The sequence below is a fragment of the Sphingomonas faeni genome (assembly GCF_030817315.1).
GTDB lineage: Bacteria > Pseudomonadota > Alphaproteobacteria > Sphingomonadales > Sphingomonadaceae > Sphingomonas > Sphingomonas faeni_C.
Window position 1 is genome coordinate 1629201 of record NZ_JAUSZF010000001.1, and the last position, 24955, is coordinate 1654155.

Consider the following 24955-nt stretch of genomic DNA (forward strand, 5'->3'; position numbering starts at 1 on the left):
GGCGAGGGAGTCAGATGCCTGGGGCGGGATACGCCAGGTATGCCAGCCTTCGCACTTCGCGGCGGCCTCTTACTACCGTGTCGAGGATCAGGCCGGTGAAGACGTTGAGCGCGGCGAAGATGCCCAGCCCGGTGATCAGGATCGCGGTCGGGAAGCGCGGCACTTGATGGATCTCGATATAGGTCAACACCAGCGGGATGCCGAGGATCAGCGCGAGCAGCCCGAACACGCCGCCGATCGCGCCGAAGAACCAGAGCGGCCGCTCGATCCGATACAGCGTCATGATCGTGCGGAGGATGCGCCAGCCGTCGCCATAGGTGCTGAGCTTCGATTCGGACCCTTCCGGGCGCGCGTAATAGGGCGTCTCGACCTCGCCGATCGGCATCTTAAGTTCGAGCGCGTGGACGCTGATCTCGGTCTCGATCTCGAAACCGGCCGACAACGACGGAAAGCTCTTTACGAACCGGCGCGAGAACACGCGGTAGCCGGACAGGATGTCGGTGAAGCTGCGGCCGAACAGGCGCGCGAGCATGCCGGTGAGCAGAGCGTTGCCAAAGCGGTGCCCGCGACGATAGCTTTCCTGGACCTGGCTGATGCGTGAACCGACGACCATGTCGAGCTGCTCGTCGAGGACGCGCGCGACCAAGTTCGGCGCGGAGGCGGCGTCGTAAGTCGCGTCGCCGTCGGCGATGACGTAGATGTCGGCGTCGATGTCGGCGAACATGCGGCGGACGACCGCGCCCTTGCCCTGGATCCGCTCGGTCCGGACGACCGCACCCGCGGCGCGCGCGACCTCGGTGGTGCGGTCGGCGCTGTTGTTGTCGTAGACGTAGATGGTGGCGCCCGGCAGCGCGTCGCGGAACCCGGCGATCGTCTGCGCAATGGCGGCTTCCTCGTTGTAGCACGGGAGCAGGACGGCGACTCTCGGTTCGGTCATGCCCTGCCCTACGGAGTTGAAAGACGACATCGGAGATCGAGCAGCGGTCGAAACGTCAGTCAACGCACCATCCCAAAACGCACTTCCCCGGCGAAGGCCGGGGCCCAGTTGGGGAAGGCCCATAACGGAGCTTTGCGGCTCGTTACAGCTACCTTTCCAACTGGGCCCCGGCCTCCGCCGGGGAAGTGCCCCTTTTACGGGTCGTACAGTGCGACCTGTCACCCCGAACCAGGTCCGGGGTGACGGGAAGGTGTTACGCCTCGGTCTTGGTCGCGGCCTTCTTGGCAGCTGGCTTCTTCGCGGCCGGCTTCTTCGCCGGAGCGTCGGCAGCTTCGGTGCCCTCTGCGTTCTCGGCAGCCACCGGCGACGATTCCGTCACGGTCGTCTCGGCTTCGACAGGCGCCGCCTTCTTCTTGGCAGGTGCCTTCTTGGCGGGCTTATCGTCTTCCGCGGCGTCCGAAGCAGGCGCCTCTTCGGTCACGGCTTCGTCCGAAGCAGTGGCCTTCTTCTTGGTGGCAGCCTTCTTCTTCGGCTTGTGGTTGTCGTGATCATGCGTGTGCGTGCCGCTGGCGAAACCGTCTTCGCTCTCGATCGCGGCTTCAAGCTCCTCGCGCGTAGCTTCCCGGTCGGTGATCTCCGCCTTTTCGAACAGGAAGTCGACGACCTTGTCCTCGTACAGCGGCGCACGCAGCTGAGCAGCGGCCATCGGCTCCTGCTGGATGTACTGCATGAACTGCTGACGCTGCTCGGCCGGATACTGCTGCGCTGCCTGCGCTAGCAGACGCTGCATCTCCTGGTTCGAAACCTCGACGCCGTTCGCCTGGCCTATCTCGGACAGGAGCAGGCCAAGGCGCACGCGACGTTCGGCGATCTTGCGGTAATCGTCGCGCTCGCCTTCCATCTCGGCCATCGCGGCCTCGGGATCGGCCTCGTGCGTGGCTTCGTGCTGGAGCTGCGACCAGATCTGGTTGAACTCGGCTTCGACCATCGACGGCGGCACTTCGAAGTCGTGACCCTCGGCGAGCTGGTCGAGCAGCTTGCGCTTCATGTGGGTACGCGTGAGGCCGTTATGCTCCTGCTCGATCTGACCCTTGAGCAAGCCCGTGAGCTGCTCGAGGCTCTCGAGACCGAGCGACTTCGCCAGATCCTCGTCGATCTTGCTCTCGCCCGCGGTCTTCACCGACTTGACGGTGATGTCGAACGTCGCCGGCTGGCCCGCGAGCGACTTCTCCTGATACTCCTCCGGGAAGGTCACGTTCAGGACCTTTTCGTCGCCGGTCTTCACGCCGACGAGCTGATCCTCGAAGCCGGGGATCAGACGACCCGAACCGAGCTCGACGCCCATGTCGGTGCCGGTGCCCGCCCTCGAACGCGACGCCATCGGCGGTCTTGCCGACGAAATCGACGGTGACGAGGTCACCCATCTTGGCCGCGTAATCGTCGGCCGCGTCGTCCCACTTCTTCTGCTGGTCGGCGAACTTCTGGAGCTGCTCGGTAACGGCCTCGTCGGCGACGGGAACGGTCAGGCGCTCGAGCTTGATGCCGTCGATCGCGGGAGCTGGGACCTGCGGCAGGACTTCCATATCGACCTTGACCACGGCGTCCTTGCCGATGTCATAGCCGTCTTCCAGCGCGACCGAAGGCTGCATCGCCGGGCGAAGCTGCTTCTCGGCGACGAGCGTCTGAACGCCCTCCTGGATCGCGGCGTTCACCGCGTCCTGGGTCAGTGCCGGACCATGCATCTTGCGGATGAGGTTCGCCGGCACCTTGCCCGGACGGAAGCCCGGCATCTTCATCTGCGGCGCGAGGCGCTTCAGTTCGACATCGACCTTGGCATCGATATCCTTCGCGGTGATGGTGAGCGTGTAGGCGCGCTTGAGGCCCTCGTTCAACGTCTCGACAGTCTGCATGTCCGGCCTTTGTTATAAGAGCATTCGGGATAATTTCGTCAGGCGGTCGCCTCGCCTGCGGGCGGGCTGGTGCGGGCGAAGGGACTCGAACCCCCACATCTTGCGATACTTGGACCTAAACCAAGCGCGTCTACCAGTTCCGCCACGCCCGCACAGGACATCGCCGTAGCGGGCGCGTCTATACCAACGATGTATGCGGGGGCAAGTACATAGGCAACTTCCCGAGGCAACCGTGCTCGATTACGGGCGTTGAGCACCCAGAAGGAGAGACATCATGGCTACCCAACCCCCGGCAGAGTTTCCGACCCCGACGTCGCCCGTCGAGCCGACCGCGCCGCCGCCCGAGTTCAATCCGCCCGCGCCGGACGTCGACTTTCCGGCACCTGGGACTCCGTCGAACGATCCCGCACCCGTGCAGCCGGAGTTTTGACCGTGAGTGATCCGCATTCCGGCACGAACCCCGAAACGCTCCCCGAGAAGCGCGACGAGGATACCCGCAGCGACATCGAACAGGCGGTGGAGTCCCGCTCCGACGCGGTCGAGCGCGGCGAAGGCGGCGACGAGCCCGAGACGTTCACCGACAGCGGCCTGCACGATGGCGTCGGTGGCACGGGCGGTGTCGTGAAGAACCAGGACAACGACGCGCAGTAAGCCTGCGTCAGCAACCATACAGGCGGGAGTGGCTATCCATACGGCGTCACTCCCGCCAATCAGGACCCGATAATCTCCACCATTCCCAACTTCGCCGAGCACCAGAGCCTTTATATAGCGCTCGGGGTTGCCGTATTGGTGCTGATCGTCGCGCAGCGCATCCCCATCATCCGAACGCTAGTCAACGTGGCGATGACGCTGGTACTGGTCGGAATGCTGTTCATAGCAGTCGACCAGCGGCGCCAGTTCGATCCGTACATCGGCAAGATCGCGCGCTTCCTGAAGATCGAGGACCAGCAGGTAGTGGGCGGCGAGGTCCGCATCCGCATGTCGCCGGATGGCCATTTCTGGGCGCGCGCGACGATCGACGGGGTGAGCCAGCGGCTGCTGATCGACAGCGGGGCGACGATTACCGCGATCTCGGACAAGACAGCGGAGGCTGCGGGGATCGACGCGCGGGTCGGGCTGGTGCCGATCGTGTTGCAGACCGCCAACGGGTCTATCGCGGCGAAGACGGGGAAGATCACTGAACTGTCGCTGGGCGCTATCGTTGCGCGGGACTTGCAGGTCGTGGTGTCGCCGGCGTTTGGCGCGACGAACGTGCTGGGGATGAACTTTTTGTCGCGGTTGGCGTCTTGGCGGGTGGAGGGGAATATTTTGATTCTTGTGCCGCATCATCCTCAGAAGGTTGAGGGGGCGTAAGGTTACTTGTGCTGGTTTTCACTCCGACCTCATCTCACGAAACAACCACCCCGGCGGAGGCCGGGGCCCAATTGGAACGTCCGCAGTAACGAGGTACCGACCTGCGTTAGCGACGTCCCCCAATTGGGCCCCGGCCTTCGCCGGGGTGGTTCAGTTTGGGCGGAGGTCGGGGGCCAGTTGGGAAGGTTGCAGTAACGGAGCGCCGGGAACAGTCAGCAGCGTTCCCCAACTGGGCCCCGGCCTTCGCCGGGGTGGCGGTACTTGGGACGCGCTGGTGTTAATTCTGCTGTTCCCCTCGCGAATGCGGGGGGCGAGGATCGAGCAGGGTTGTGTTCCGTTACCCTGGGCTCCCGCTTTCGCGGGAGGACGGGAGGGGCGGGAACGCGAAAAGGGCGGGAGCGGTTGGGCCTCCGACCGCCGGGTTATGGCGCCACCGACTCCCCTAGCGCGCCCTTCAGTACCTCGTTCACCACGGCGGGGTTGGCTTTCCCCCCCATCGCCTTCATCGTCTGGCCGACGAAGAAGCCGAACAGCTTGTCCTTGCCGCCGCGATAGTCGGCGACCTTGTCAGCATTCGCGGCCATCACCTCAGCAATGACCTTCTCGATCGCGCCGGTATCGCTCGTCTGCTTCAACCCGCGATCCTCGACCACCTTGGCCGCGCCGTCGCCGGTTTCGAGCATAACCTCGAACACCTGCTTCGCCAAGCTGCCCGACAGCGTACCGTCCGCGATCAGTCCCAGCAGTTCCGCGGCCTGAGCAGGCGAGACCGGCGAGTTCTCGATGTCCTTGCCGGTCCGGTTCAATGCCCCGAACAGCTCCGACGTCGTCCAGTTCGCCGCCGCCGCCGGCTTCGCACCCGCATCGAGCAACGCATCGAACCAGCGTGCCGCCTCGACCTCGGCGGTCAGAACGGTCGCCTGGTACGGCGCGATCCCGAGCGCCTCGTACCGCGCGCGCTTTGCGTCCGGCAACTCCGGCAGCGACGCGCGGCACTCGGCGAGGAACGCGTCGTCGAGCACCAGCGGCAACAGGTCGGGATCGGGGAAGTAGCGGTAATCATGCGCGTCTTCCTTCGACCGCATCGAGCGCGTCTCGTTGCGATCGGGATCGTAGAGCCGGGTCTCCTGGACGATCTTGCCACCCGCTTCGAGCACCTCGACCTGACGCTTGGCCTCCTGCTCGACCACTGCCATCACGAAGCGCACCGAGTTGACGTTCTTCGTCTCGGTCCGCGTGCCCAGCTCGTCGCCGACTTTGCGCACGCTGACGTTGACGTCGGCGCGCATCGAGCCTTCCTCCATGTTGCCGTCGCACGATCCGACATAGCGCAGGATCGATCGCAGCTTTCGCAGGTAAGCCCCTGTTTCCGCTGGCGATGCCAGATCGGGCTTCGACACGATCTCCATCAGCGCGACGCCCGAGCGGTTCAGATCGACGTAGGACTGGGTCGGATGCTGGTCGTGCATCAGCTTACCAGCATCCTGCTCGACATGGATGCGCTCGACACCGATCCGCTTGCCGGCGGCGTCGGGGTTCTTGTCGTCGAGGCTGATATCGATCGCCCCCTCACCGACGATCGGGTGATAGAGCTGGCTGATCTGGTAACCCTGCGGCAGATCGGCGTAGAAATAGTTCTTCCGGTCGAACCGCGACCATTTGTTGATCTGCGCCTCGATCGCCATGCCGGTGCGGACCGCCTGGCGGATGCACTCGCGGTTCGGCACCGGCAGCATGCCCGGCATCGCCGCGTCGACGAGGCTCACCTGCGTGTTGGGCTCCGCGCCGAACGCGGTCGCCGCGCCCGAGAAGAGCTTGGCGTTCGACGTCACCTGCGCGTGCACTTCGAGGCCGACCACGACCTCCCACTCGCCGGTTTCGCCCTGAATCCTGTAATCGCTCATCGGTTCTTCCGTCTGTTCTGGCGCTGCAGCGCGCGCCGTTTCAGCGTTTTCTGTCGTTCTCGGCTAATGGGCGTCGATCGCGATCGACCGAAGCGTAACCGCTTAAAGCTATCGGCAAGACCTTCCCCAATGACTTGGAAAAACATCTCGCCGATCCAACTCACCACCAAACATCCGGCCGCGCGACGAACCCCGCCCGCTGTTCGATCGCGAGCCCTGCGTTCAGCACGCCTTGCTCGTCGAGCGGCTTACCGATGATCTGCAGCCCGAGCGGCAGACCCTGCTTGTCCAGACCACCCGGCACCGACATCGCGGGCAGCCCAGCCAGCGAAGACGGCACGGTGAAGACGTCGTTCAGGTACATCGCGATCGGATCGGCCGACTTCTCGCCGAGCGCGAACGCTGCGGAAGGCGCGGTCGGGGTGAGCAGGACGTCGCATGTTTCCCAAGCCCGCTCGAAATCGCGCGCGATCAGCGTCCGGACCTTCTGCGCCTGCGTATAATAGGCGTCGTAGAAGCCGGCCGACAGCACGTACGTGCCGATCATGATGCGGCGCTTCACCTCGGGGCCGAAGCCGTCGGCACGCGTCGCGGCGTACATGTCCTGCAGGCCGGCACCGGTCGGCAAGTCGCGGATCCCGTAGCGGACGCCGTCATAGCGCGCGAGGTTCGATGACGCTTCGGCGGGGGCGATGATGTAGTACGCTGGCAGCGCGTATTTGGTGTGCGGGAGCGAGACCTCGACGATCGTCGCGCCGGCATCCTTCAGCCAGTCGATGCCCTGCTGCCAGAGCGCCTCGATCTCCTCGGGCATACCGTCGACGCGATATTCCTTCGGAATACCGACGCGCAGGCCGTTGAGATTGGCGGACAAACCCGCTTCCCATTTCGGCACGTCGAGCTGCAACGAGGTGCCGTCCTTGGCGTCGAACCCGGCCATCGCCTCGAGCAGGATCGCGCAATCCTTGACGTCGCGCGCCATCGGTCCGGCCTGGTCGAGCGACGAGGCGAACGCGATCGTTCCCCAGCGCGAGCAGCGGCCATAGGTCGGCTTGATGCCGCTGATGCCGGTGAAAGCGGCAGGCTGGCGGATCGAGCCGCCGGTGTCGGTGCCGGTCGCGCCGGGGCAGAGCCGTGCGGCAACTGCCGACGACGAACCGCCCGACGAACCGCCCGGCGCGAGCGAAGCGTTGCCGCCGTCGTTGCGCTTCCAAGGCGAAATCACGTTGCCGAACGCCGAGGTCTCGTTCGACGAGCCCATCGCGAACTGGTCCATGTTCAGCTTGCCGAGCATCCCCGCGCCCGCGTCCCACAAATTCTGCGAGACGGTCGACTCATAGGTCGGCGTGAAGCCTTCGAGGATGTGGCTCGCCGCGGTCGTCGTGACGCCCTTGGTGCAAAACAGGTCCTTCATGCCGATCGGCACGCCGGCCAGCGGCTTGAGCGTTTCGCCGGCTTCGCGCGCGGTATCGGCGGCGGTGGCGGCGGCGATCGCGTGGTCTGGCGTCTCGACGAGAAACGCGTTCAACGCTTTGGCCTGGCTCACCTTTGCGATGAACGCATCGGCGACTTCGCGCGCCTTGAAGGAGCCATCGCGGACGCCGTCGCGGATGCCGGCGATCCCGAGATCTGTGAGGTCGGTCATGCTTTTGATTCCTGGATCCCCGCCGGCGCGGGGATGATCGAATGATAACGTACCGTGATCATTCGATCACCTTCGGCACGGCGAAGAACCCGTGCTCTGCTGCGGGCGCATTCGCGAGGACCTGCTCGCGGATGCCGCCGCCGGTCAGCGGGTCGGCGTTGACGACGTCGTCGCGCAGCCGCAGCGTGTTGGGAATGACGGCGGTCATCGGCTCGACGCCGGTCGTATCGACCTCTTCGAGCATCTCGATCCAGCCAAGGATGTTTCCGAGTTCCGGCGCCATGCGGGCGGCGTCCTCGTCGGTGATCGCGATGCGCGCAAGGCTCGCGATCCGCTTCACGGTTGCAGTATCTACGGACATGCCGTGCGGCTAGCACCCGGCGCGCCGGGGGCGCAACATCTTTGGCGTGGGTGCTTCAGGCTGGCCGATTGAAATAGAGGCGTTCGCAGTTCTTCTCCCCTCCCTGGAAGGGAGGGGTCGGGGGTGGGTCGGGTTCCCCATGTTCAGAGAGTGGTGGCTCAAGCCGACCTACCCACCCCCAGCCCCTCCCTTTCAGGGAGGGGAGAAGAGTTGCGACCGCGACAACCGAGGCGCGCGTGCAGAATGTCGATCCGCCGTAGACTGCCGCCGATTGCAACCATGCGCTCATTACGGCACGGGAGCCCCAACGCCTGCACGGAAGGTCCCGCTTGGCCCGCAAGTTTCTCTATTTCGTCGCCGCGATGATCGTTCTCGCGATCGCCGCCCTGCTCGCCTACCGCCTGTTCGGCACGCAGTTGATGCGCGCGGTCATGGTCCCGAGCGAGAATTTCCAGGCGCAACGCGAAGCTCCGCGCAACATCTATGCGCGGAAGATCATGTGGCTGGCGCGTCCCGACGCACCCGGCAATCCCGCGCTCTGGACGCCGCCCGGCTACGCCCCTGGCAAGCTCGGCACGGGTGCGGCGATCTTCTTCATCCATCCGACCTCGTACATCAATCGCGACCACTGGAACGCGCCGATCGACGATCCGGAAACCAACGCGCGGGCGGAACTCTTCCTGCGCGGGCAGGCGAGCGCGTTCAACGAGGCCGGCGACATCTGGGCGCCACGCTATCGCCAGGCGACGTTCGGCGCGTTCCTGACGAGCGTCGCGGATAGCGAACGCGCGCTGGCGCTGGCGTATGGCGACGTCTCCGCCGCGTTCGACCGGTTCCTCAAGGAAGCCGGCCCGACGCGGCCGATCATCCTCGCCGGGCATAGCCAGGGCGCGTTGCACCTGACCCGCCTGCTCCGCGACCGCGTCGCCACCGACCCGAAATTGAAGGCGCGGATCGTTGCGGCATACGTCGTCGGCTGGCCCGTCTCGCGCGCGACCGACCTGCCGCGCATGGGCCTGCCCGAATGCCGCGCCGTCGACCAGACCGGCTGCATCCTGTCGTGGGAAAGCTTTGCGGAACCGGCCGATCCGTCGCTGATCGTCGACACCTACGACCAGACCACCGGCTTCAACGGCCAACCGCGCAAGGGCACGCCGATCGTCTGCACCAACCCGCTGACCGGCACCGCCGACGCGACCGCGCCCGCCACCGCGAACCTCGGCACGCTCGTTCCGTCCGCCGACCTGAGGACTGCGACGATGGCGGTCGGCAACGTTCCCGCGCGCTGCGCCGACCACGGTTTCCTGCTGATCGGCGAAGGCCCGAACCTCGGGCCGTACGTGCTGCCGGGCAACAACTACCACGTCTACGACTATAGCCTGTTCTGGGCGAACATCCGCGCCGACGCCAACCGACGCCTCGAGGCTTTCGCGCAATGATCACGCTTTCCGCCGCGCAGTTCCGCGACGCGCTCCCCAACGGGGGCCGGCTGATCGGGCTCGATGTCGGCAGCAAGACGATCGGCACCGCGCTGTGCGACGCCGGGTGGTCGTTCGCGAGCCCCGCGCTCCTGATCCGCCGCACCAAGTTCCAGAAGGACAAGACTGCGCTGGCGGAGATCATCAAGGCGCAGGCGGTCGTCGGGCTGGTCATCGGCCTGCCGATCAACCTCGACGGTAGCGAGAGCCCGCGGTCGCAATCGACGCGGGCGTTCGCGCAGAACCTCAAGGACATGGGGCTCCCGATCCTGCTCCAGGACGAACGCTGGTCGACCGTTGCGGTCACCCGCACGCTGATCGAACAGGATGCGAGCCGCGCCAAACGTGCCGAACTCGTCGACAAGATGGCCGCCGCCTACATCCTCCAGGGGGCGATCGATGCGCTGGTGACGGCGCAGATCTAGCGGGCGACGCGGTAGAGCGTGGAGTTGCCGTTGGTCCATATCACGCGGAGATCGCGCGCTTTTGCGGCACCGGGCGGGAAGCCGATCGTCCATACGTGCGTGAACGCCGCGCGCGGGAAATGTGCGATCGCGGTCGCGAAGTCGGACCCGATCTCCGGACAGATCGACGGGTAGACGCTCTGGCTGGGGTCGACGGTATAGGGTGCGGCGACCGCGTATCGGATATGCAGCGCCTGCTGACCGTCGATCGCCCATTGCTCGTTGGTGAACGAGGTCGGCAGTGCCATCGCGATATGCCAGCGGCCCATTTGTCCCGGCAGGTCGCCGAGCGGAGGCAGCGCGGGCCATAGCAAGCACCGCGGACGCCACGACCAGCGCCAGCGCGAACCACTGCGTTTCCCACCATCGCCCCATCGTTCGCGCCGCTGTACCCTGCATCATGCCCCCGTTCGCCTTCGCCTTGCCACGCCCACGCTAAAATTCGGGTTAACCACGACGAATGGAACCGACCGCCTCCGCGGCGCTTGCCCCCTGCCCCTACCCCCACTATCCCGCAGCTTTTATGCGAACCTCAGATCACCGCCCCGCCGCCCTCATCGAAGGCGGCGCCGTCTTCCCGCACCGGCACCTCACCGGTATCGACGGGCTTCAGCCACACGAGATCGCCTTCCTGCTCGACGAGGCGGAAACGTGGGTCGAGGCGAACCGCACGCATGCGACGCCGGACAAGCGGCTTGCGGGTCTTACCCAGATCAACGCGTTCTTCGAGAACAGCACGCGCACACTGCTGTCGTTCGAGATCGCAGGCAAGCGGCTGGGCGCCGACGTCGTCAACATGCACGCGGCGCAGTCGAGCGTGAAAAAGGGCGAGACGCTGATCGACACCGCGATGACGCTCAACGCGATGCGCGCCGACGTGATCGTGATTCGGCACATGTCGTCGGGCGCGGTGCGGCTGATCGCGGACAAGGTCGATTGTCCGGTGCTCAACGCGGGTGACGGGCGCCACGAGCATCCGACCCAAGCTTTGCTCGATGCGCTGACGATCCGCCGGCGCAAGGGCGCCATCGCCGGCCAGCGCGTCGTGATCTGCGGGGACCTGCTGCACAGCCGGGTCGCGCGGTCTAACATCCTGGCGCTCACCGCGCTCGCTGCCGAGGTCCGCGTGTGTGCCCCGTCGACGCTGATGCCGCCGATGATCGAGCGGATGGGCGTCACCGCGTTCACCGATTTCGACAGGGCGCTGGAGGGTGCGGACGTGGTGATGATGCTCCGGCTCCAGAACGAGCGGATGGACGGGGCTTACGTGCCCTCCACCCGTGAATATCGGCTGCGCTACGGGCTGACGCTCGACCGGCTGGCGAAGGCTGCGCCCGATGCGCTGGTGATGCACCCCGGCCCGATGAACCGTGGCGTCGAGATCGACTCCGCCGTGGCGGACCACGCACGCTCGGCGATCACGGAGCAGGTCGAGATGGGGGTTGCCGTCCGCATGGCCTGCCTCGACGTGCTGACCCGAAGAGCGCGCGGCGTGGAGGGTTGGGCATGATCCTCGCACTCACCAACGCAACGCTCGTCTGCCCCGTCGGCGGCGTGTCGAAGGGCAATATGCTCGTTCGCGATGGCGCGATCGTCGCGACCGGTATCGTCGACATCCCGTCGGACGCCGAGATCATCGACTGCGCGGGCAAGACCATCGCACCGGGGATCGTCGATCTCGGCGTGGCGAAGGTCGATCGTGCGGCTTTCCGCGCAGGCGGGATCGTGCGGATCGGCCTCATGCCCGACCAGTCGCCGGTGCTGGACGACCCCGGCATCGTCCAGCGCGCCGCGTTGATCGGCAAGCCCGACCTCTGGATCCACCCGATCGCCGCCGCCACCCGCGGCCTCAAAGGCCATGACCTTGCCGAAATGGCGATCTGTCTCTCCGCAGGCGCCAAGGCGGTCGGCACGGGCAAGCACTGGATCGCCGACAGCGGGGTGATGCGTCGCGTGCTGGCCTATGCACACGACCTGGACGTGACGGTGATCGCGCATGCCGAGGATGGCGGACTGACGGCCGGGGCGGTCGCGACCGAGGGCGAAACCGCGACCCGGCTCGGCTTGCCCGCCGCGCCGGCGGTTGCCGAGGCGCTGGCGATTGCGCGCGACCTGATGCTCGCCGAGGATACCGGTGCGCGTATACACATCCGCCAGGTGACCACAGCGGCCGGGTTCGACCTGATCCGTGCGGCGAAACGTCGTGGCGTCGCGGTCACGTGCGGCATCACGCCGGCGCACCTGCATCTGTCGGAGATCGCGGTCAGCGACTTCCGGTCGTTCGCGCTGCTATCGCCGCCGCTGCGCGCCGAGCATGATCGACGCGCGGCGCTGGACGCCGTTGCCGACGGGACGATCGACGTGCTGTGTTCGGGACACGAGCCGCGCGGCCCGGAGGAGAAGCGGCTGCCGTTCACCGATTCGAGCAGCGGGATGGCCGGTGCGGAGACGTTGCTGCCGCTCGCACTGATGCTTGTGCGCGACGAACTGCTGACATTGGAACGCCTGTTCGCGTTGCTGGCCAGTAACCCGGCGCGGGTACTCGGCCTCGATACGGGGACGCTAGAGGCAGGGAAGCCGGCCGACCTGATGCTGTTCGACCAGCAGGCTCCGTGGCAGATCGTCGGGGATGCGTTCGAGGCGGAAGCGGGGAATACGCCGTTCGATGGCCTGCCGGTGCAGGGGCGCGTGTTGCGCTTGTGGAAGGGTGGGCGCGAGGTTCGGTGAGGCTGCCCTCACGGGTCACAGTGCGCCACCCCGGCGGAGGCCGGGACCCAATTGGCAATTCGGCGTAACGAAGCGCTGCCTTCAATTAACGGCTTTTCCCAACTGGGCCCCGGCCTCCGCCGGGGTGGTATGAAAGGGAATGCGTTCGAGGCGGAGGCGGGGAATACGTCGTTCGGTGGCCTGCCGGTGCAGGGGCGCGTGTTGCGCTTGTGGGAGGGTGGGCGCGAGGTTCGGTTAGGACATCCTCACAACCAACATGGCACTACCCCGGCGGAGGCCGGGGCCCAGTTGGCGAGGCCGGAGTGACGGAACGCTGCGCTCAGTTGGCAACGTTTCCCGATTGGGCCCCGGCCTGCGCCGGGGTGGTGTTGGTCGAAGCGGTGGGACGAACAGCCGCCCTTACCGCGACGCCATCTGCGCCATCTGCATTCCGGTTTGCGCAACCACTGCGCCATTACGTCGCCCGCGCCTTGGCGGATGAAGCAGGCGCCGCCCTTGGCACGGTACTGGCGGCACAGGGTGTCGGCCGACGAACGGCTGAACCCTCCGACCGAGAGGCGGTAGACATCTTCGCCGTTCGCCTTGAAAGTCATGCCGTTCGGCGAATGCCCGGCGAGCATCGCGAACCGGCGCGAGGCGCGGTTCCAGGCGTCCTTGGCTACGGTCGCGCTGTCGAACGCGCCGAGCTGGACGTACCGGGTGCCCGTCGCCGGTGCCTTTACCTCATACGCTGCGGTCGCTGTGCCGCTTCCGGGCGACGCGGAAGCTGATGCGAGCTTGACCGGGCCACCCGCCGGACGGAGCATGATCGCGGGCAAGGCTTGGACGATCCCCTGTCGCGGTCCGAACGATATTTTCGAAAGACGGGCAGCAGGGGGCGAAGCGACCCCGAACGGGGCGGCTCCGACCTGCGCAACGGCCGGATCCGCCGCCGCTAAGGCTTGTTACGGAACACTGGGCCCGGCCGGTGCACCGCGGTTCAACGCAAGCGCGGCCGGCTGCCCCGCGTCCGCCACCGCCCCGTACACCGAGCGGGGCTGCGACCTGATCCGACGCGGCCGTCGACTGTGCGAGCAGCGCCCATTGCTCCAGTCGCGCGTCGACGTCCACGGGCGCCATGTCGGCCTCCGCGACGACGCGCGCCTCCTGCCAACGACCGGCCAGTGCATAGCTCAGCGCGAGATTCTGCCGGACCTTCGCACTCGTTGCGGGCGAGGGTGCAACCTTGGTCAGCAACGCGACGCCGCCCGCCGTATCCCCCGACAACGACAGCGCCAGGCCTTGATCGATCGCCGGAATGGTCGCCGCGTTGCCCTCGAGCGTATGCCGCGCTGCTGCCAATCCCCGGTCGCGACCTGCGACAGAGCAAGGTTGGGCGCGGCCTTGCCGTTGCTCGGCGATAGCTCCAGCGTATCCGCGAATGCGCGAAACGCCGACGTGAAGCGGCCGCCTGCAGATAGCTTTGTCTTGCCCGATCCTCCCTTCTGCGATGCAAACGCCAGAACGCGCATAAGTCCCCGACCTCCGGTATTCTTGCGTCGATTGTCATGGCGGGGTCCAAGCGGTTAACGCGACTTCATAATGACTTACCGACCGACGATGGTCGGCGAAGGAACGGTCGCCCTTTGCCTTGCGGGACGAACGACGGCATGGTGACGGTCGGACGGTCGGACGGTCGGACGGTCGGACGGTCGGACGGTCGGACGGTATGAGGGATGGCGATGACGGTTGGGCGTAAGCTTTTGGTGGGTGCGGTCGCGTTGAGCGGGATGCTGGCCGCCGTCCCTGCGTCTGCCGATGTGCAGGCTGGCGATGTGAAGGCTGGCGATGTGAAGGCTGGCGTCGACGCCTGGGCGAAGGGCGACTATCCGCGGGCGATCACCGAGTGGCGCCCGCTGGCGGTGGCGGGCGATGCCGATGCGCAGTTCAACCTGGCGCAAGCGTACAAGCTCGGTCGCGGCGTCCCGCTTGATCCCGCGCTGGCCGAGAGCTGGTTCCGCAAGGCCGCGCTGCAAGGCCATGTGCAGGCCGCCGACAATTACGGCCTTGCCCTGTTCCAGGCGGGCAAGAAGACGGATGCGCTGCCCTGGTTGCAGAAGTCGGTCGCGCATGGGGAGCCGCGGGCGCAACTCGTTCTGGGGACGATGCTGTTCAATGGCGATGCCGTGTCGCGCGATTTTCCGCGGGCCTATGCGCTGATGACGCGGGCCTCGGCGTCGGGGCTGCAACCCGCCTCTGAGGCGCTGGCGCAGATGGACCAGTATATATCGCCGGCCGACCGCGAGAGGGGCACTGCGCTGGCCCAGCAATATGCGGTGCAGTCGACGCCCCAGGGACCGGGCGAGGGACCGGCCCAGGGGACGGCTCGTGCGACGATCGGGCAGACGCCGGTGGCGCCCTCACGGATCGTCGACACGCCTCGCCCGTCCAAACTGCCGCCAAGTTCGCTTCCTGCTCGCGTTCCCGGGCCTACGCGGGAGACGGCCCCGGCTATGCAAGCGCAGTCCAAGCCTGCGCCTGTGCGTTCGACGGGCAATTGGCGGGTACAGCTCGGCGCGTTCCGGGATCAGGGCAATGCGGAGACGCAGTGGAGCAAGGTTCGCGGCAAGCTGCGCGGTGCCCAGCCCTTCTACGCGAAGGCTAACGGCGTCACGCGGCTCCAGGCCGGCGGCTTCGCGTCGAAGGCGGACGCGACGCGGGCTTGTTCGGCGGCGGGCGTGCCGTGCGTGATCGTTGCGCCCTGACGGGATGCGCTGGAACCCGATATTTATGGCGAGGATGTGTGAATGTTCTTTTTGACCCTGGCGCTGGTGTCCGCGTCACCGACCTGCACCGAGATCAAACAGCAATGCCGTGCCTGTCCGACCGAGGGCAGCGTAAAAGGATGTTCGACAGTCGGTATCGCCTGCCAGCCGACGCGTCGCATCTGCGAGCCTCCCGCGCCTGCGAAGGCTGCGGCACGAGCCGACCGGGGTGTCGACAAGCGGGCGCGCTGACCGTCGGCCAATGAACGATCGGGTCTGGCAGGGATCGAAAGACGCGGACCGGTCGTTTCGTTTCGACATCGACCGGGAGCTAGATGAATGATTTCGAAGACCTTGGCGCTGGCACTTGCCGGCGCGACGCTGTTGGCCGCGTGTTCCGGCGAGCAGCCTGCGACTACCAATACCGATACGATGACCGAGAACGGCGTATCGTTGCGCAACCTTGCCGAGACCGACGTGGCAGTGCCAAAACCCGGCCAAATGACCGTCAAGGGGCGGCTGATCCCCACCCCGTCCGACCCGACCTCTCGCCATTTCCTGCTGCGCGAGCGGAAAGCCGTCGGCGGCACGATCATCGCGATCCTGCGGCAGGAGCATGCGGGCAAGGTCGCCTATGCTCGGACCGAGACCGATTGCGCCAACCGTCTGTTCCATGTGCTTGGCGTCGGCCCGAACCGTGCGCTGGTCGAGACCAACATCGCGCATGACGGCCCGCTGCGGCCGATCAAGGGGCTGCCGTTGCGTGAGGAACTGGCGACGTATGTGTGTGCGGCGAGCGGTACGCCGTTGGCTAAGGGCTGACCTTCACTTCTGCGCCCCTCCCTTGAAGGGAGGGGTTGGGGGTGGGTCGGCCCGCTTGAGTCACTGGGGTTTGGACATGCGGAAGCCGACCCACCCTCTGCCCCTCCCTTCCAGGGAGGGGGGAAGACTTTAGTCCAGCATCCAGTCACGGCGCGCTATACCCTGCGCGTAGAGGAGCGTTGTCAGGTCGCCGTGATCGACCCGCGCGGCCGCTGCCGCCGCGACGACCGGCTTGGCGTGGTAAGCCACCCCAAGTCCTGCCGCCTCGATCATCGCTAGGTCGTTCGCGCCATCGCCGACCGCGAGAGATTCCTCGACTGTGATCCCTCGTTCGGCGATTGCGGCTCGCAGCGTCGTCAGCTTGGTGTGCGATCCGACGATCGGCTTCGTAACCGTCCCCGTCAACATGCCGCCGTCGATCTCCAGCACGTTGGCGATCGCGCGGTCGAAACCGATCTCCTTGGCGACAGGCTCTGCAAAGCGGGTGAAGCCGCCTGATACCAGCACCGCCAGTGCCCCACGCGCGCGCATCGTCCGCGCCAAAGCCTTGGCGCCTGGCATGATCGTGACGCGTTCGGTTAGGCAGCGTTCGATGTCGCTTTCGGCCAGTCCTTTCAGCAGCGCCACACGGGCATCGAGCGCTGCTTCGAAATCGAGTTCGCCGCGCATGGCGCGTTCGGTGATTTCGGCGATCTGCGGCTTGATGCCGGCGTAATCGGCGAGTTCGTCGATGCATTCGACGGTGATCATGGTGGAATCCATGTCGGCGACCAGCAGCTTCTTGGTGCGCGTCAGGCTGGACTGCACGACCACGTCCGCCCCGGCGAAAGCGCCCTCCAGCGCGACGCGCGCCGCATCCGGCGCCATCCCGAAGATCAGGTCGGCGGCGTCGCCCTCGTCGATCCAGCCGCTCGCGCCCGGCGCGCAGCCTGCGTCGCGCAGGCGGTCCACCGCGGTCGAAATATCGCCTGCGGTCAGCGTGCCCGAGGCTATAAGCGTTGCAGTGAACATACCCATCTCCCAATCAACGGGCGCTCTCCCGAAGGTCGCGCTCATCGCAGGGCCGACCGCGAGCGGCAAGTCCGCGCTCGCGCTGGCCATCGCCGCCGCCCACGACGGCGTCATCATCAACGCCGACTCCGCGCAAGTCTACGCCGACCTCCGCATCCTCACCGCGCGGCCTTCGCCCGAAGAGGAGGCCAGCGCCCCGCACCGGCTGTTCGGTCATGTCGATGCCGCCGACGCGACCTACTCCGCTGCGCGTTGGGCCGCCGAGGCGACGCAGGCGATCCGTGACACACTCGCTGACGGCAGGCTTCCGATCCTGGTTGGTGGCACCGGGCTTTATGTCCGCACCTTGCTCGATGGCATCGCCCCCGTCCCCGCCATCGACCCGGCCCTCCGCGAGCAAGTCCGCGCCCTCCCCGTCGCTGAGGCCCACGCGGCGCTCGCGCACCTCGACCCGCAGGCCGCCGCCAAGCTGAACCCAGCCGACACTACCCGCGTCGCCCGCGCGCTCGAAGTCGTCCGCGGCACCGGCCGCACGCTCGCCGACTGGCAGACCGAGAAGGTCGGCGGGATCGGCGACACGATCGACGTCCGTGCGCTGATCCTGATCCCCGACCGCGACTGGCTCAACGCGCGCATCGACCAGCGCTTCGCCGAGATGGCCGACACCAGCCGCGACGAGATCACCGCGCTGCTCGCCCGCACCGACATCCCTTGGGACGCCCCGATCCGCCGCGCGATCGGTGTGCCCGAGATCGCCGCGCTCGTTCGCGGCGAGACCTCGAAACCCGACGCCATCGCCGCTGGATCGCTCGCCACGCGGCGCTACGCCAAGCGCCAATACACGTGGGTCCGACACCAGCCGCCCGCCGCGTGGACCCGCACCGAAGCCCTCGATCTCCCAACGCGCCTGCAGCAATTTGAAACTATATTGCTCAAATGATGTTTGACACGCATCTTTTATATCGGTAGCCGGCCCATCCACGAGACGCTAAAGGCAGCGTTCTCGCAAAGGATGATATGAAATGACCGAGAAGAGTGGAGCCGATATCCTGATCGAGGCGCTGTGCGATCTCGGCGTGGAGGTCGTCTTCGGCTATCCGGGTGGTGCCGTGCTGCCGATCTATGACGCGCTGTTCCGCAGCGGCCGGATCAAGCACATTCTGGTGCGCCACGAACAGGCTGCGACGCATGCCGCGGAAGGGTACGCGCGCTCGACCGGCAAGCCCGGCGTGGTGCTCGTGACGTCGGGCCCCGGCGCGACCAACGCGGTCACCGGGATCACCGACGCGCTGATGGATTCAATTCCGATGGTCGTGATCACCGGCCAGGTGCCGACCGCGCTGATCGGCACCGACGCGTTCCAGGAGGCCGATACCGTCGGCATCACACGCCATTGCTCGAAGCATAATTACCTCGTGAAGGATCCCGCTCGCTTGGGCGACGTGATCCACGAGGCGTTCCACATCGCCACCTCGGGTCGTCCCGGCCCGGTGGTCGTCGACATTCCCAAGGACGTGCAGGTCGCCACGGCGCGGTACAAGAAGCCCGGCCCGATCCAGCACAAGACCTATCGCCCGCAGGTCAAGGCCGACCAGTCGCAGATCGAGCAGCTCGTCGACATGCTCGCCGCGGCCGAACGCCCGATCCTGTATACCGGCGGCGGCATCATCAATTCGGGCCCGGCTGCGAGCCAGTTGCTGTGCGAACTCGTTCGCATCACCGGTGCGCCGGTGACGTCGACGCTGATGGGCCTCGGCGCCTATCCCGCGTCCGGCCCGCAGTGGCTCGGCATGCTCGGGATGCACGGCACGTACGAGGCGAACATGGCGATGAACCAGGCCGACCTCGTCGTCGCGCTCGGTTCGCGCTTCGACGACCGCGTGACGGGGCGGCTCGATGCGTTCAGCCCGAACTCGCGGAAAGTGCATATCGATATCGATCGCTCGTCGGTGAACAAGACGGTGCGCGTCGATCTCGGGATCATCGCGGATGTCGGCCATGCGCTCGAGGACATGGTCCGGATCTGGAAGAGCCGCCAGCATCCCAAGCCCGACACGACCGACTGGCAGCGGCGGATCGCGGGCTGGCGCGCGGTGAAGTGCCTCGATTTCCCCGAGAACGACCCGAACGAGATCATGCCACAGCGTGCGATCCGGGCGCTGTTCGACGCGACGCAGGCCCAGTCGCCGATCATCACGACCGAGGTCGGCCAGCACCAGATGTGGGCGGCGCAACATTTCGGGTTCGAGAAGCCGAACAAGTGGCTGACCTCGGGCGGTCTCGGGACGATGGGCTACGGCCTGCCCGCCGCGATCGGCGCGCAGCTCGGCAATCCGAACGCGCTGGTGATCGACATCGCCGGCGAGGCGTCGATCCAGATGAACATCCAGGAGCTGGCGACCGCGTCGCAATACCGGTTGCCGGTGAAGATCTTCATCCTCAACAACCAGTATATGGGCATGGTCCGCCAGTGGCAGGAGCTCACCTATGAGAGCCGCTACGCCGAGAGCTATTCGGATTCGCTGCCCGATTTCGTGAAGCTGGGCGAGGCTTACGGCTGGAAGGGCATCCTGATCGAGACGCGCGACCAGCTCGACAGCGGCATCGCCGAGATGCTGGCCCATGACGGCCCGGTGATCGTCGATTGCCGCGTGTCGCAGCTGACCAACTGTTTCCCGATGATCCCGTCGGGGGCGGCGCATACCGACATGATCCTGCAGGCGAACGAAGTGTCCGGCACGATGGACGACGAAGCGAAGGCGCTGGTTTGATGGGGCATTCACTTCTTCCCCCCTCCCGTGAACGGGAGGGGCCGGGGGTGGGCTCGCGCTCAATCCCGACCGGCATCGCCTGCGGCCATCCGCGCGCCCACCCCCTACCCCCTCCCGCAAGCGGGCGGGGGGGAGACTGAACCATGCACATTTCCCAGGAAAAGGCCGAGCGGCACACGCTCGCCGTCATCGTCGACAACGAACCGGGCATCCTTGCCCGGATCGCTGGCCTGTTCACCGCGCGCGGCTATAATATCGAGAGCCTGACGGTCAGCGAGATCACCGCCGACAAGTCGGTCAGCCGGATCACGATCGTCACGTCGGCGAGCGCGGCGACGATGGAGCAGATCATCGCGCAGCTCGATCGGTTGGTGCCGGTGCACAAGGTCACCGATCTCACCGCAATGGGCGCGCACGTCGAACGCGAGCTCGCGCTGGTGAAGGTTCGCGGCACCGGCGATCACCGGATCGAAGCGCTGCGCCTCGCCGACGTCTATCGCGCGCGCGTAGTCGATGCGACGACGTCGAGCTTCGTGTTCGAGGTCACTGGCGGGATCGACAAGATCGACAAGTTCGTCGAACTCATGGGCGAAGTCGGTCTGATCGAAGTCGCCCGCACCGGCATCGTCGCGATCGCCCGCGGCAAAGAGCCGGCTTAAATTACTGCGTCATCCTGACGAAAGTCAGGACCCAGAGCCACAATTGGCGCCGCCTGGAACCCTGGGTTCCGGCGTTCGCCGGAATGACGAAAGAAGGAAGAATCCAATGCGTGTCTATTACGATCGCGACGCCGACCTGAACCTCATCACCGACAAGAAGATCGCGATCGTCGGTTACGGCTCGCAGGGCCATGCCCACGCGCAGAACCTCCGCGATTCGGGCGTCAAGGACGTCGCGATCGCGCTGCGCGAAGGCTCGGCCACCGCCAAGAAGGCGATCGACGCGGGCTTCGCGGTCAAGTCGAACAAGGAGGCCGCCGCCTGGGCCGACATCGTCATGATCCTCGCCCCCGACGAGCATCAGGCGGCGATCTACGCTGCGGACCTGCACGACAACCTCAAGCAGGGCGCGACGATCGCGTTCGCGCACGGCCTGAACGTGCATTTCGGCCTGATCGAGCCGCGCGCCGATCTCGACGTCATCATGATCGCGCCCAAGGGCCCCGGCCACACCGTGCGCAGCGAATATGTCCGCGGCGGCGGCGTCCCCTGCCTGATCGCGATCGACCAGGACAAGTCGGGCAACGCACATGACATCGCTCTCGCCTATGCCAGCGGCGTCGGCGGCGGGCGCTCGGGGATCATCGAGACCAACTTCCGCGAGGAATGCGAGACCGATCTGTTCGGCGAACAGGCCGTGCTCTGCGGCGGCATCACTCACCTGATCCAAGCCGGGTTCGAGACGCTGGTTGAGGCCGGCTACGCGCCCGAGATGGCGTATTTCGAGTGCCTGCACGAGACCAAGCTGATCGTCGACCTGCTGTATGAGGGCGGGATCGCCAACATGCGCTACTCGATCTCGAACACCGCGGAATATGGCGACATCACGACGGGTCCGCGGATCATCACGTCCGAGACCAAGGCCGAGATGAAGCGCGTGCTGGCCGACATCCAGTCGGGTCGGTTCGTGAAGAACTTCATCCTCGACAACCGTGCGGGGCAGCCTGAGCTGAAGGCGGCGCGGAAGCAGGCGCTGGCGCATCCGATCGAGAAAATCGGGTCGGAACTGCGTGGGATGATGCCTTGGATCGGGAAGAATGCGCTGGTGGATCGCGAGCGCAACTGAGCGAAGCGAACGCGCGTGAGCGCGGCCGGCACGACGGAGCCTGCCCATAGGGCACGGCTTCGCCGGCTCCGACGGGTTGGCGTGGGGAACGTGCTGAGGTCAGCGTGAAGCATGCCCCTACCCTACCACCCCGGCGAAAGCCGGGGCCCAGTTGGGGGATGTTGCTAAGGGAAGGCAACGCTCCGTTACCTCGACCTTTCCAACTGGGCCCCGGCCTTCGCCGGGGTGGCGGCGGTTTGGAGGAAGCGTCAGTCGCAGCCTATCCTGTTCCCTCGCGAACGCGGGGGCCCAGGATCTCGGGCGGTGATCGTGGTTTAGCTGGGCCCCCGCGTTCGCGGGGGAACGAGAGCTGGCGGTGCCCTTACCCCCCCGCCCCCACCGACCCAATCCTGAAACACAGCGTTGGCATAACGTCGTTTGACGCGCCCCCTCACCTCGGCCAGCATCGCGCGATCAACAGGAGACCCCGCATGCGCCTAGTCCTAGCCACCGTCCTCGCCCTCACCGCGGCACCCGTTCTCGCCCAGACCGCCGCCGTCCCCGGCGCCCCCGTCAAGGCGCGCGTGACCGCTGGCACTTACGCGGTTGACGCAAACCACACGCAGGTCACGTGGCAGGTCAACCACATGGGCTTCTCGATGCTCGAAGGGCAGCTCGGCGCGTCGGGGGGCAGCATCACCATCGATCCCGCCAAGCCGAACGCGACCAAGGTCGAAGTGAACTTCGCGATCGACCAGCTTTCGGTCACCTCGGCACCGTTCGCGGGCCATCTTAAATCGAAGGACTTCTTCGACGCCGCGACCTATCCGACCGCCAAGTTCGTCTCGACCAAGGTCGTCGCGACCGGCGACAAGGCGACCATCACCGGCGACCTCACGCTCAAAGGCGTCACCAAGCCGGTCGTGCTCCAGGCGACCTTCGTCGGCGCAGGCGCGAACCCGATGAACAAGAAGCTCAACTTCGGCTTCCGCGCGACGACTTCGATCAAGCGCAGCGACTTCAACGTCGGCGCCTACGCACCGGTGGTGTCGGACAAGGTCGACCTGACGATCAACGCCGCGTTCGCCGCGCAATAAACTACCAAAATTCCTATCGCGCTGGACATGGAGCATGTCCGCGCGATAGGGACGCTATCAATGACGTATGGCCGCCTTCTGCTGCTTCGACTTACGCGCCCTTAGGCGCGCCGATCGTTTGCGCGGTGGCCATGCCCCGCGCCTCGCGCCTAAGGGCTGACCCGAACGCTCCCGACGATACGAGAGACTGGCCATGCTGCGCGACCCATCGACCAAATACCGACCTTTCCCGCAAGTCGACCTGCCCGACCGCCAATGGCCGTCAAAGACCATCGTCAAGCCGCCCCGCTGGCTCTCGACGGATCTGCGCGACGGCAATCAGGCGCTGATCGACCCGATGGATGCGGAAAAGAAGACGCGCTTCTTCGACCTGCTCTGCAAGGTCGGCCTGAAGGAGATCGAGGTCGGCTTCCCGAGCGCCGGGGCGACCGAGTTCGACTTCATCTCCGGCCTGGTGAAGACCGGACGGATCCCCGACGACGTGTCGATCCAGGTGCTCACCCAGTCGCGGCGCGACCTGATCGAGACGAGCTTCGCCAGCCTCGTCGGCGCGAAGACCGCGATCGTGCATCTGTATAACGCGGTGTCGCCAGCCTGGCGCAAGATCGTGTTCGGGATGGACCGCGCGCAGGTCAAGCAGATCGCGATCGATGGCGCGAAAGTGCTGCGGGACGAAGCCGCCAAGCAGCCGAACGTCCGTTGGCAGTTCGAATACAGCCCCGAAACCTTCTCGACCGCGGAACTCGATTTCTCGCTAGAGGTCTGCGAGGCGGTGATGGACGTCCTGATGCCGACGCCCGACAACCCGATCATCTTCAACCTGCCCGCGACTGTCGAGTGCGCGACGCCGAACATCTATGCGGACCAGATCGAGTGGTTCGGGCGCAACATCCGCAACCGCGACGCGGTGGCGATCAGCCTGCACACGCATAACGATCGCGGCACCGGCGTCGCCGCCGCCGAGCTCGGCATGATGGCGGGTGCTGACCGGGTCGAGGGCTGCCTGCTCGGCAACGGCGAACGCACCGGCAATTGCGATCTCGTGACCGTCGCGCTCAACATGTACACGCAAGGGGTGGATCCGAAGCTCGACCTGTCGGACATCGACGGGGTCGTGAACACGGTCAATTACTGCACCAACATCCCCGTCCACCCGCGCACGCCCTATGCCGGCGATCTGGTCTTCACCGCGTTTTCCGGGTCGCACCAGGATGCGATCAAGAAGGGGTTCGCGGCGCAAGAGGCGAAGAACGACACGCTGTGGGAAGTGCCGTATCTGCCGATCGACCCCGCCGATCTCGGCCGCAGCTACGAGGCGGTGATCCGCGTCAATTCGCAGTCGGGCAAGGGCGGCGTCGCCTGGGTGATCGAGCAGGATAAGGGGCTAAAGCTGCCCAAGCGGTTGCAGGCGGACTTCAGCCGGCACGTCCAGGCCTATGCGGACGAGACCAGCCGCGAACTAAATGCCGCGGATATCTGGGGCCTGTTCGAGCGGACCTACATGCCGCAGGCGGACGACCGGGTGGAGTTGCGCGATTACGAGGAAAGCGGTGCCTCGGGGCAGCGGGTCTTCATCGGTCGGGTTGCGATCGATGGTGAGGAGCGGTCGATTTCGGGGCGTGGCAACGGCCTGATCTCGGGCGTGATTGCGGCGATCGCGGAGTCGACCGGGCCTATTTTGGACGTGGTTGATTACAACGAGCATGCGATCGGCCACGGTGCAGATGCGCAGGCGGCGGCGTATGTCGAATGCCGGACTGCCGAGGGTAAGACGGTGTTCGGGGTCGGGATGGACACCGACATCGCGACCGCCTCGGTCCGTGCGGTGTTGTCGGCCGCGAACCGCGCGTAATGCGGCTCTCCCTCTCCCCTACGGGAGAGGGTCGGGGTGAGGGGCAGCCAAGCAGTGCTTCGCCCGGAACAGCCCCTCACCCCAGCCCTCTCCCCGGAGGGAAAGGGAGCAGTCA

23 protein-coding genes, 1 tRNA gene and 1 pseudogene are annotated in these 24955 nt (G+C 66.1%); 16 read left to right on the forward strand and 9 right to left on the reverse strand.

The window, feature by feature from the left end; genetic code table 11:
• Window positions 1-10 precede the first annotated feature (10 nt).
• The 3 genes and pseudogenes from QFZ54_RS07540 to QFZ54_RS07550 all read right to left on the reverse strand — a co-directional run bounded on the left by QFZ54_RS07540 (window position 11) and on the right by QFZ54_RS07550 (window position 2999).
• Window positions 11-937, reverse strand: a complete 927-nt coding sequence (locus QFZ54_RS07540) for a glycosyltransferase family 2 protein (RefSeq protein ID WP_307085923.1) — start codon at window positions 935-937, stop codon at window positions 11-13.
• 253 nt (window positions 938-1190) lie between these two features.
• Window positions 1191-2847, reverse strand: a pseudogene (gene tig, locus QFZ54_RS07545) (trigger factor).
• A gap of 67 nt (window positions 2848-2914) precedes the next feature.
• A tRNA-Leu gene (locus QFZ54_RS07550) sits at window positions 2915-2999 on the reverse strand.
• Window positions 3000-3121: 122 nt separating this feature from the next.
• On the opposite strand from QFZ54_RS07550, the gene QFZ54_RS07555 reads away from it, so the two are divergent.
• From QFZ54_RS07555 to QFZ54_RS07565, 3 genes are all read left to right on the forward strand, one after another.
• Window positions 3122-3277 (forward strand): hypothetical protein, encoded by a 156-nt coding sequence (locus QFZ54_RS07555; RefSeq protein ID WP_307085924.1) that lies wholly within the window; start codon window positions 3122-3124, stop codon window positions 3275-3277.
• 2 nt (window positions 3278-3279) lie between these two features.
• A complete protein-coding gene (locus QFZ54_RS07560) occupies window positions 3280-3498 on the forward strand; it encodes a hypothetical protein (protein ID WP_307085926.1) in 219 nt (72 codons plus the stop codon).
• Between the two features lie 138 nt (window positions 3499-3636).
• A complete protein-coding gene (locus QFZ54_RS07565; RefSeq protein ID WP_307089336.1) occupies window positions 3637-4200 on the forward strand; it encodes a retropepsin-like aspartic protease family protein in 564 nt (187 codons plus the stop codon).
• Window positions 4201-4622: 422 nt separating this feature from the next.
• Here the strand turns inward: QFZ54_RS07565 and gatB are convergent, their stop codons facing one another.
• The 3 genes from gatB to gatC all read right to left on the reverse strand — a co-directional run bounded on the left by gatB (window position 4623) and on the right by gatC (window position 8110).
• Entirely contained in the window at window positions 4623-6104 is a 1482-nt protein-coding gene (gatB, locus tag QFZ54_RS07570; protein WP_307085928.1) for an Asp-tRNA(Asn)/Glu-tRNA(Gln) amidotransferase subunit GatB, read from the reverse strand.
• A 160-nt stretch (window positions 6105-6264) separates the two neighbouring features.
• Window positions 6265-7749, reverse strand: a complete 1485-nt coding sequence (gatA, locus tag QFZ54_RS07575; RefSeq protein ID WP_307085930.1) for an Asp-tRNA(Asn)/Glu-tRNA(Gln) amidotransferase subunit GatA — start codon at window positions 7747-7749, stop codon at window positions 6265-6267.
• A gap of 58 nt (window positions 7750-7807) precedes the next feature.
• Window positions 7808-8110: an Asp-tRNA(Asn)/Glu-tRNA(Gln) amidotransferase subunit GatC gene (gene gatC, locus QFZ54_RS07580; protein WP_307085932.1), complete on the reverse strand. Its 303-nt coding sequence runs from the start codon at window positions 8108-8110 to the stop codon at window positions 7808-7810.
• Window positions 8111-8439: 329 nt separating this feature from the next.
• Here gatC and QFZ54_RS07585 point away from each other — a divergent pair, with 329 nt between their 5' ends.
• Both QFZ54_RS07585 and ruvX read left to right on the forward strand, forming a co-directional pair.
• Window positions 8440-9549, forward strand: a complete 1110-nt coding sequence (locus QFZ54_RS07585) for a DUF3089 domain-containing protein (RefSeq protein ID WP_307085934.1) — start codon at window positions 8440-8442, stop codon at window positions 9547-9549.
• Window positions 9546-10013, forward strand: a complete 468-nt coding sequence (gene ruvX, locus QFZ54_RS07590) for a Holliday junction resolvase RuvX (RefSeq protein WP_307085936.1) — start codon at window positions 9546-9548, stop codon at window positions 10011-10013. The genes QFZ54_RS07585 and ruvX overlap by 4 nt, the downstream gene beginning before the upstream one ends.
• Here ruvX and QFZ54_RS07595 read toward each other — a convergent pair.
• Window positions 10010-10321: a hypothetical protein gene (locus tag QFZ54_RS07595; RefSeq protein WP_307085939.1), complete on the reverse strand. Its 312-nt coding sequence runs from the start codon at window positions 10319-10321 to the stop codon at window positions 10010-10012. The two genes, ruvX and QFZ54_RS07595, sit on opposite strands and share 4 nt — an antisense overlap.
• Window positions 10322-10575: 254 nt before the next feature.
• Here QFZ54_RS07595 and QFZ54_RS07600 point away from each other — a divergent pair, with 254 nt between their 5' ends.
• Together QFZ54_RS07600 and QFZ54_RS07605 are read left to right on the forward strand one after the other, a co-directional pair.
• Window positions 10576-11562: an aspartate carbamoyltransferase catalytic subunit gene (locus QFZ54_RS07600; protein ID WP_307085941.1), complete on the forward strand. Its 987-nt coding sequence runs from the start codon at window positions 10576-10578 to the stop codon at window positions 11560-11562.
• The gene (locus tag QFZ54_RS07605; protein ID WP_307085943.1) at window positions 11559-12779 is read left to right on the forward strand and encodes a dihydroorotase; all 1221 of its coding nucleotides are present in this window, start codon (window positions 11559-11561) and stop codon (window positions 12777-12779) included. Before QFZ54_RS07600 ends, QFZ54_RS07605 begins: the two co-directional genes overlap by 4 nt.
• 245 nt (window positions 12780-13024) lie before the next feature.
• Here the strand turns inward: QFZ54_RS07605 and QFZ54_RS07610 are convergent, their stop codons facing one another.
• Window positions 13025-13597, reverse strand: a complete 573-nt coding sequence (locus tag QFZ54_RS07610) for an SPOR domain-containing protein (protein ID WP_307085945.1) — start codon at window positions 13595-13597, stop codon at window positions 13025-13027.
• Between the two features lie 903 nt (window positions 13598-14500).
• Here QFZ54_RS07610 and QFZ54_RS07615 point away from each other — a divergent pair.
• From QFZ54_RS07615 to QFZ54_RS07625, 3 genes are all read left to right on the forward strand, one after another.
• Window positions 14501-15523, forward strand: a complete 1023-nt coding sequence (locus tag QFZ54_RS07615; protein WP_307085948.1) for an SPOR domain-containing protein — start codon at window positions 14501-14503, stop codon at window positions 15521-15523.
• A 42-nt stretch (window positions 15524-15565) separates the two neighbouring features.
• The gene (locus QFZ54_RS07620; protein WP_307085950.1) at window positions 15566-15775 is read left to right on the forward strand and encodes a hypothetical protein; all 210 of its coding nucleotides are present in this window, start codon (window positions 15566-15568) and stop codon (window positions 15773-15775) included.
• Window positions 15776-15862: 87 nt separating this feature from the next.
• Complete coding sequence (locus QFZ54_RS07625) at window positions 15863-16345, forward strand: hypothetical protein (protein ID WP_307085952.1); 483 nt, start codon at window positions 15863-15865, stop codon at window positions 16343-16345.
• A 129-nt stretch (window positions 16346-16474) separates the two neighbouring features.
• Here the strand turns inward: QFZ54_RS07625 and serB are convergent, their stop codons facing one another.
• Window positions 16475-17356, reverse strand: coding sequence for a phosphoserine phosphatase SerB (gene serB / locus QFZ54_RS07630; RefSeq protein ID WP_307085954.1), 882 nt, complete (start codon window positions 17354-17356; stop codon window positions 16475-16477).
• Here serB and miaA point away from each other — a divergent pair.
• From miaA to leuA, 6 genes are all read left to right on the forward strand, one after another.
• A complete protein-coding gene (gene miaA, locus QFZ54_RS07635; RefSeq protein WP_307085956.1) occupies window positions 17349-18296 on the forward strand; it encodes a tRNA (adenosine(37)-N6)-dimethylallyltransferase MiaA in 948 nt (315 codons plus the stop codon). The genes serB and miaA overlap by 8 nt on opposite strands.
• Before the next feature lie 82 nt (window positions 18297-18378).
• Window positions 18379-20127, forward strand: a complete 1749-nt coding sequence (locus QFZ54_RS07640; protein WP_307085958.1) for an acetolactate synthase 3 large subunit — start codon at window positions 18379-18381, stop codon at window positions 20125-20127.
• A 143-nt stretch (window positions 20128-20270) separates the two neighbouring features.
• The gene (ilvN, locus tag QFZ54_RS07645) at window positions 20271-20786 is read left to right on the forward strand and encodes an acetolactate synthase small subunit (RefSeq protein ID WP_254685964.1); all 516 of its coding nucleotides are present in this window, start codon (window positions 20271-20273) and stop codon (window positions 20784-20786) included.
• A 106-nt stretch (window positions 20787-20892) separates the two neighbouring features.
• Complete coding sequence (gene ilvC / locus QFZ54_RS07650; protein WP_307085963.1) at window positions 20893-21912, forward strand: ketol-acid reductoisomerase; 1020 nt, start codon at window positions 20893-20895, stop codon at window positions 21910-21912.
• Between the two features lie 470 nt (window positions 21913-22382).
• The gene (locus tag QFZ54_RS07655) at window positions 22383-22988 is read left to right on the forward strand and encodes a YceI family protein (protein ID WP_307085965.1); all 606 of its coding nucleotides are present in this window, start codon (window positions 22383-22385) and stop codon (window positions 22986-22988) included.
• A 193-nt stretch (window positions 22989-23181) separates the two neighbouring features.
• On the forward strand, window positions 23182-24840 hold the full coding sequence (gene leuA / locus QFZ54_RS07660) for a 2-isopropylmalate synthase (protein WP_307085967.1): 1659 nt from the start codon (window positions 23182-23184) through the stop codon (window positions 24838-24840).
• Window positions 24841-24955: the final 115 nt, after the last annotated feature.

What these genes read in the sequence shown, in the direction of transcription:
- QFZ54_RS07640 (WP_307085958.1), top strand. Translation starts at nt 18,379, where the DNA reads ATGACCGAGAAGAGTGGAGCCGATATCCTGATCGAGGCGCTGTGCGAT.
- QFZ54_RS07655 (WP_307085965.1), top strand. Translation starts at nt 22,383, where the DNA reads ATGCGCCTAGTCCTAGCCACCGTCCTCGCCCTCACCGCGGCACCCGTT.
- QFZ54_RS07600 (WP_307085941.1), top strand. Translation starts at nt 10,576, where the DNA reads ATGCGAACCTCAGATCACCGCCCCGCCGCCCTCATCGAAGGCGGCGCC.
- leuA (WP_307085967.1), top strand. Translation starts at nt 23,182, where the DNA reads ATGCTGCGCGACCCATCGACCAAATACCGACCTTTCCCGCAAGTCGAC.
- ruvX (WP_307085936.1), top strand. Translation starts at nt 9,546, where the DNA reads ATGATCACGCTTTCCGCCGCGCAGTTCCGCGACGCGCTCCCCAACGGG.
- gatC (WP_307085932.1), bottom strand. Translation starts at nt 8,110, where the DNA reads ATGTCCGTAGATACTGCAACCGTGAAGCGGATCGCGAGCCTTGCGCGC.
- QFZ54_RS07615 (WP_307085948.1), top strand. Translation starts at nt 14,501, where the DNA reads ATGACGGTTGGGCGTAAGCTTTTGGTGGGTGCGGTCGCGTTGAGCGGG.
- QFZ54_RS07620 (WP_307085950.1), top strand. Translation starts at nt 15,566, where the DNA reads ATGTTCTTTTTGACCCTGGCGCTGGTGTCCGCGTCACCGACCTGCACC.
- gatA (WP_307085930.1), bottom strand. Translation starts at nt 7,749, where the DNA reads ATGACCGACCTCACAGATCTCGGGATCGCCGGCATCCGCGACGGCGTC.
- QFZ54_RS07555 (WP_307085924.1), top strand. Translation starts at nt 3,122, where the DNA reads ATGGCTACCCAACCCCCGGCAGAGTTTCCGACCCCGACGTCGCCCGTC.
- ilvC (WP_307085963.1), top strand. Translation starts at nt 20,893, where the DNA reads ATGCGTGTCTATTACGATCGCGACGCCGACCTGAACCTCATCACCGAC.
- QFZ54_RS07605 (WP_307085943.1), top strand. Translation starts at nt 11,559, where the DNA reads ATGATCCTCGCACTCACCAACGCAACGCTCGTCTGCCCCGTCGGCGGC.
- gatB (WP_307085928.1), bottom strand. Translation starts at nt 6,104, where the DNA reads ATGAGCGATTACAGGATTCAGGGCGAAACCGGCGAGTGGGAGGTCGTG.
- QFZ54_RS07540 (WP_307085923.1), bottom strand. Translation starts at nt 937, where the DNA reads ATGACCGAACCGAGAGTCGCCGTCCTGCTCCCGTGCTACAACGAGGAA.
- QFZ54_RS07625 (WP_307085952.1), top strand. Translation starts at nt 15,863, where the DNA reads ATGATTTCGAAGACCTTGGCGCTGGCACTTGCCGGCGCGACGCTGTTG.
- serB (WP_307085954.1), bottom strand. Translation starts at nt 17,356, where the DNA reads ATGTTCACTGCAACGCTTATAGCCTCGGGCACGCTGACCGCAGGCGAT.
- QFZ54_RS07595 (WP_307085939.1), bottom strand. Translation starts at nt 10,321, where the DNA reads ATGGGCCGCTGGCATATCGCGATGGCACTGCCGACCTCGTTCACCAAC.
- ilvN (WP_254685964.1), top strand. Translation starts at nt 20,271, where the DNA reads ATGCACATTTCCCAGGAAAAGGCCGAGCGGCACACGCTCGCCGTCATC.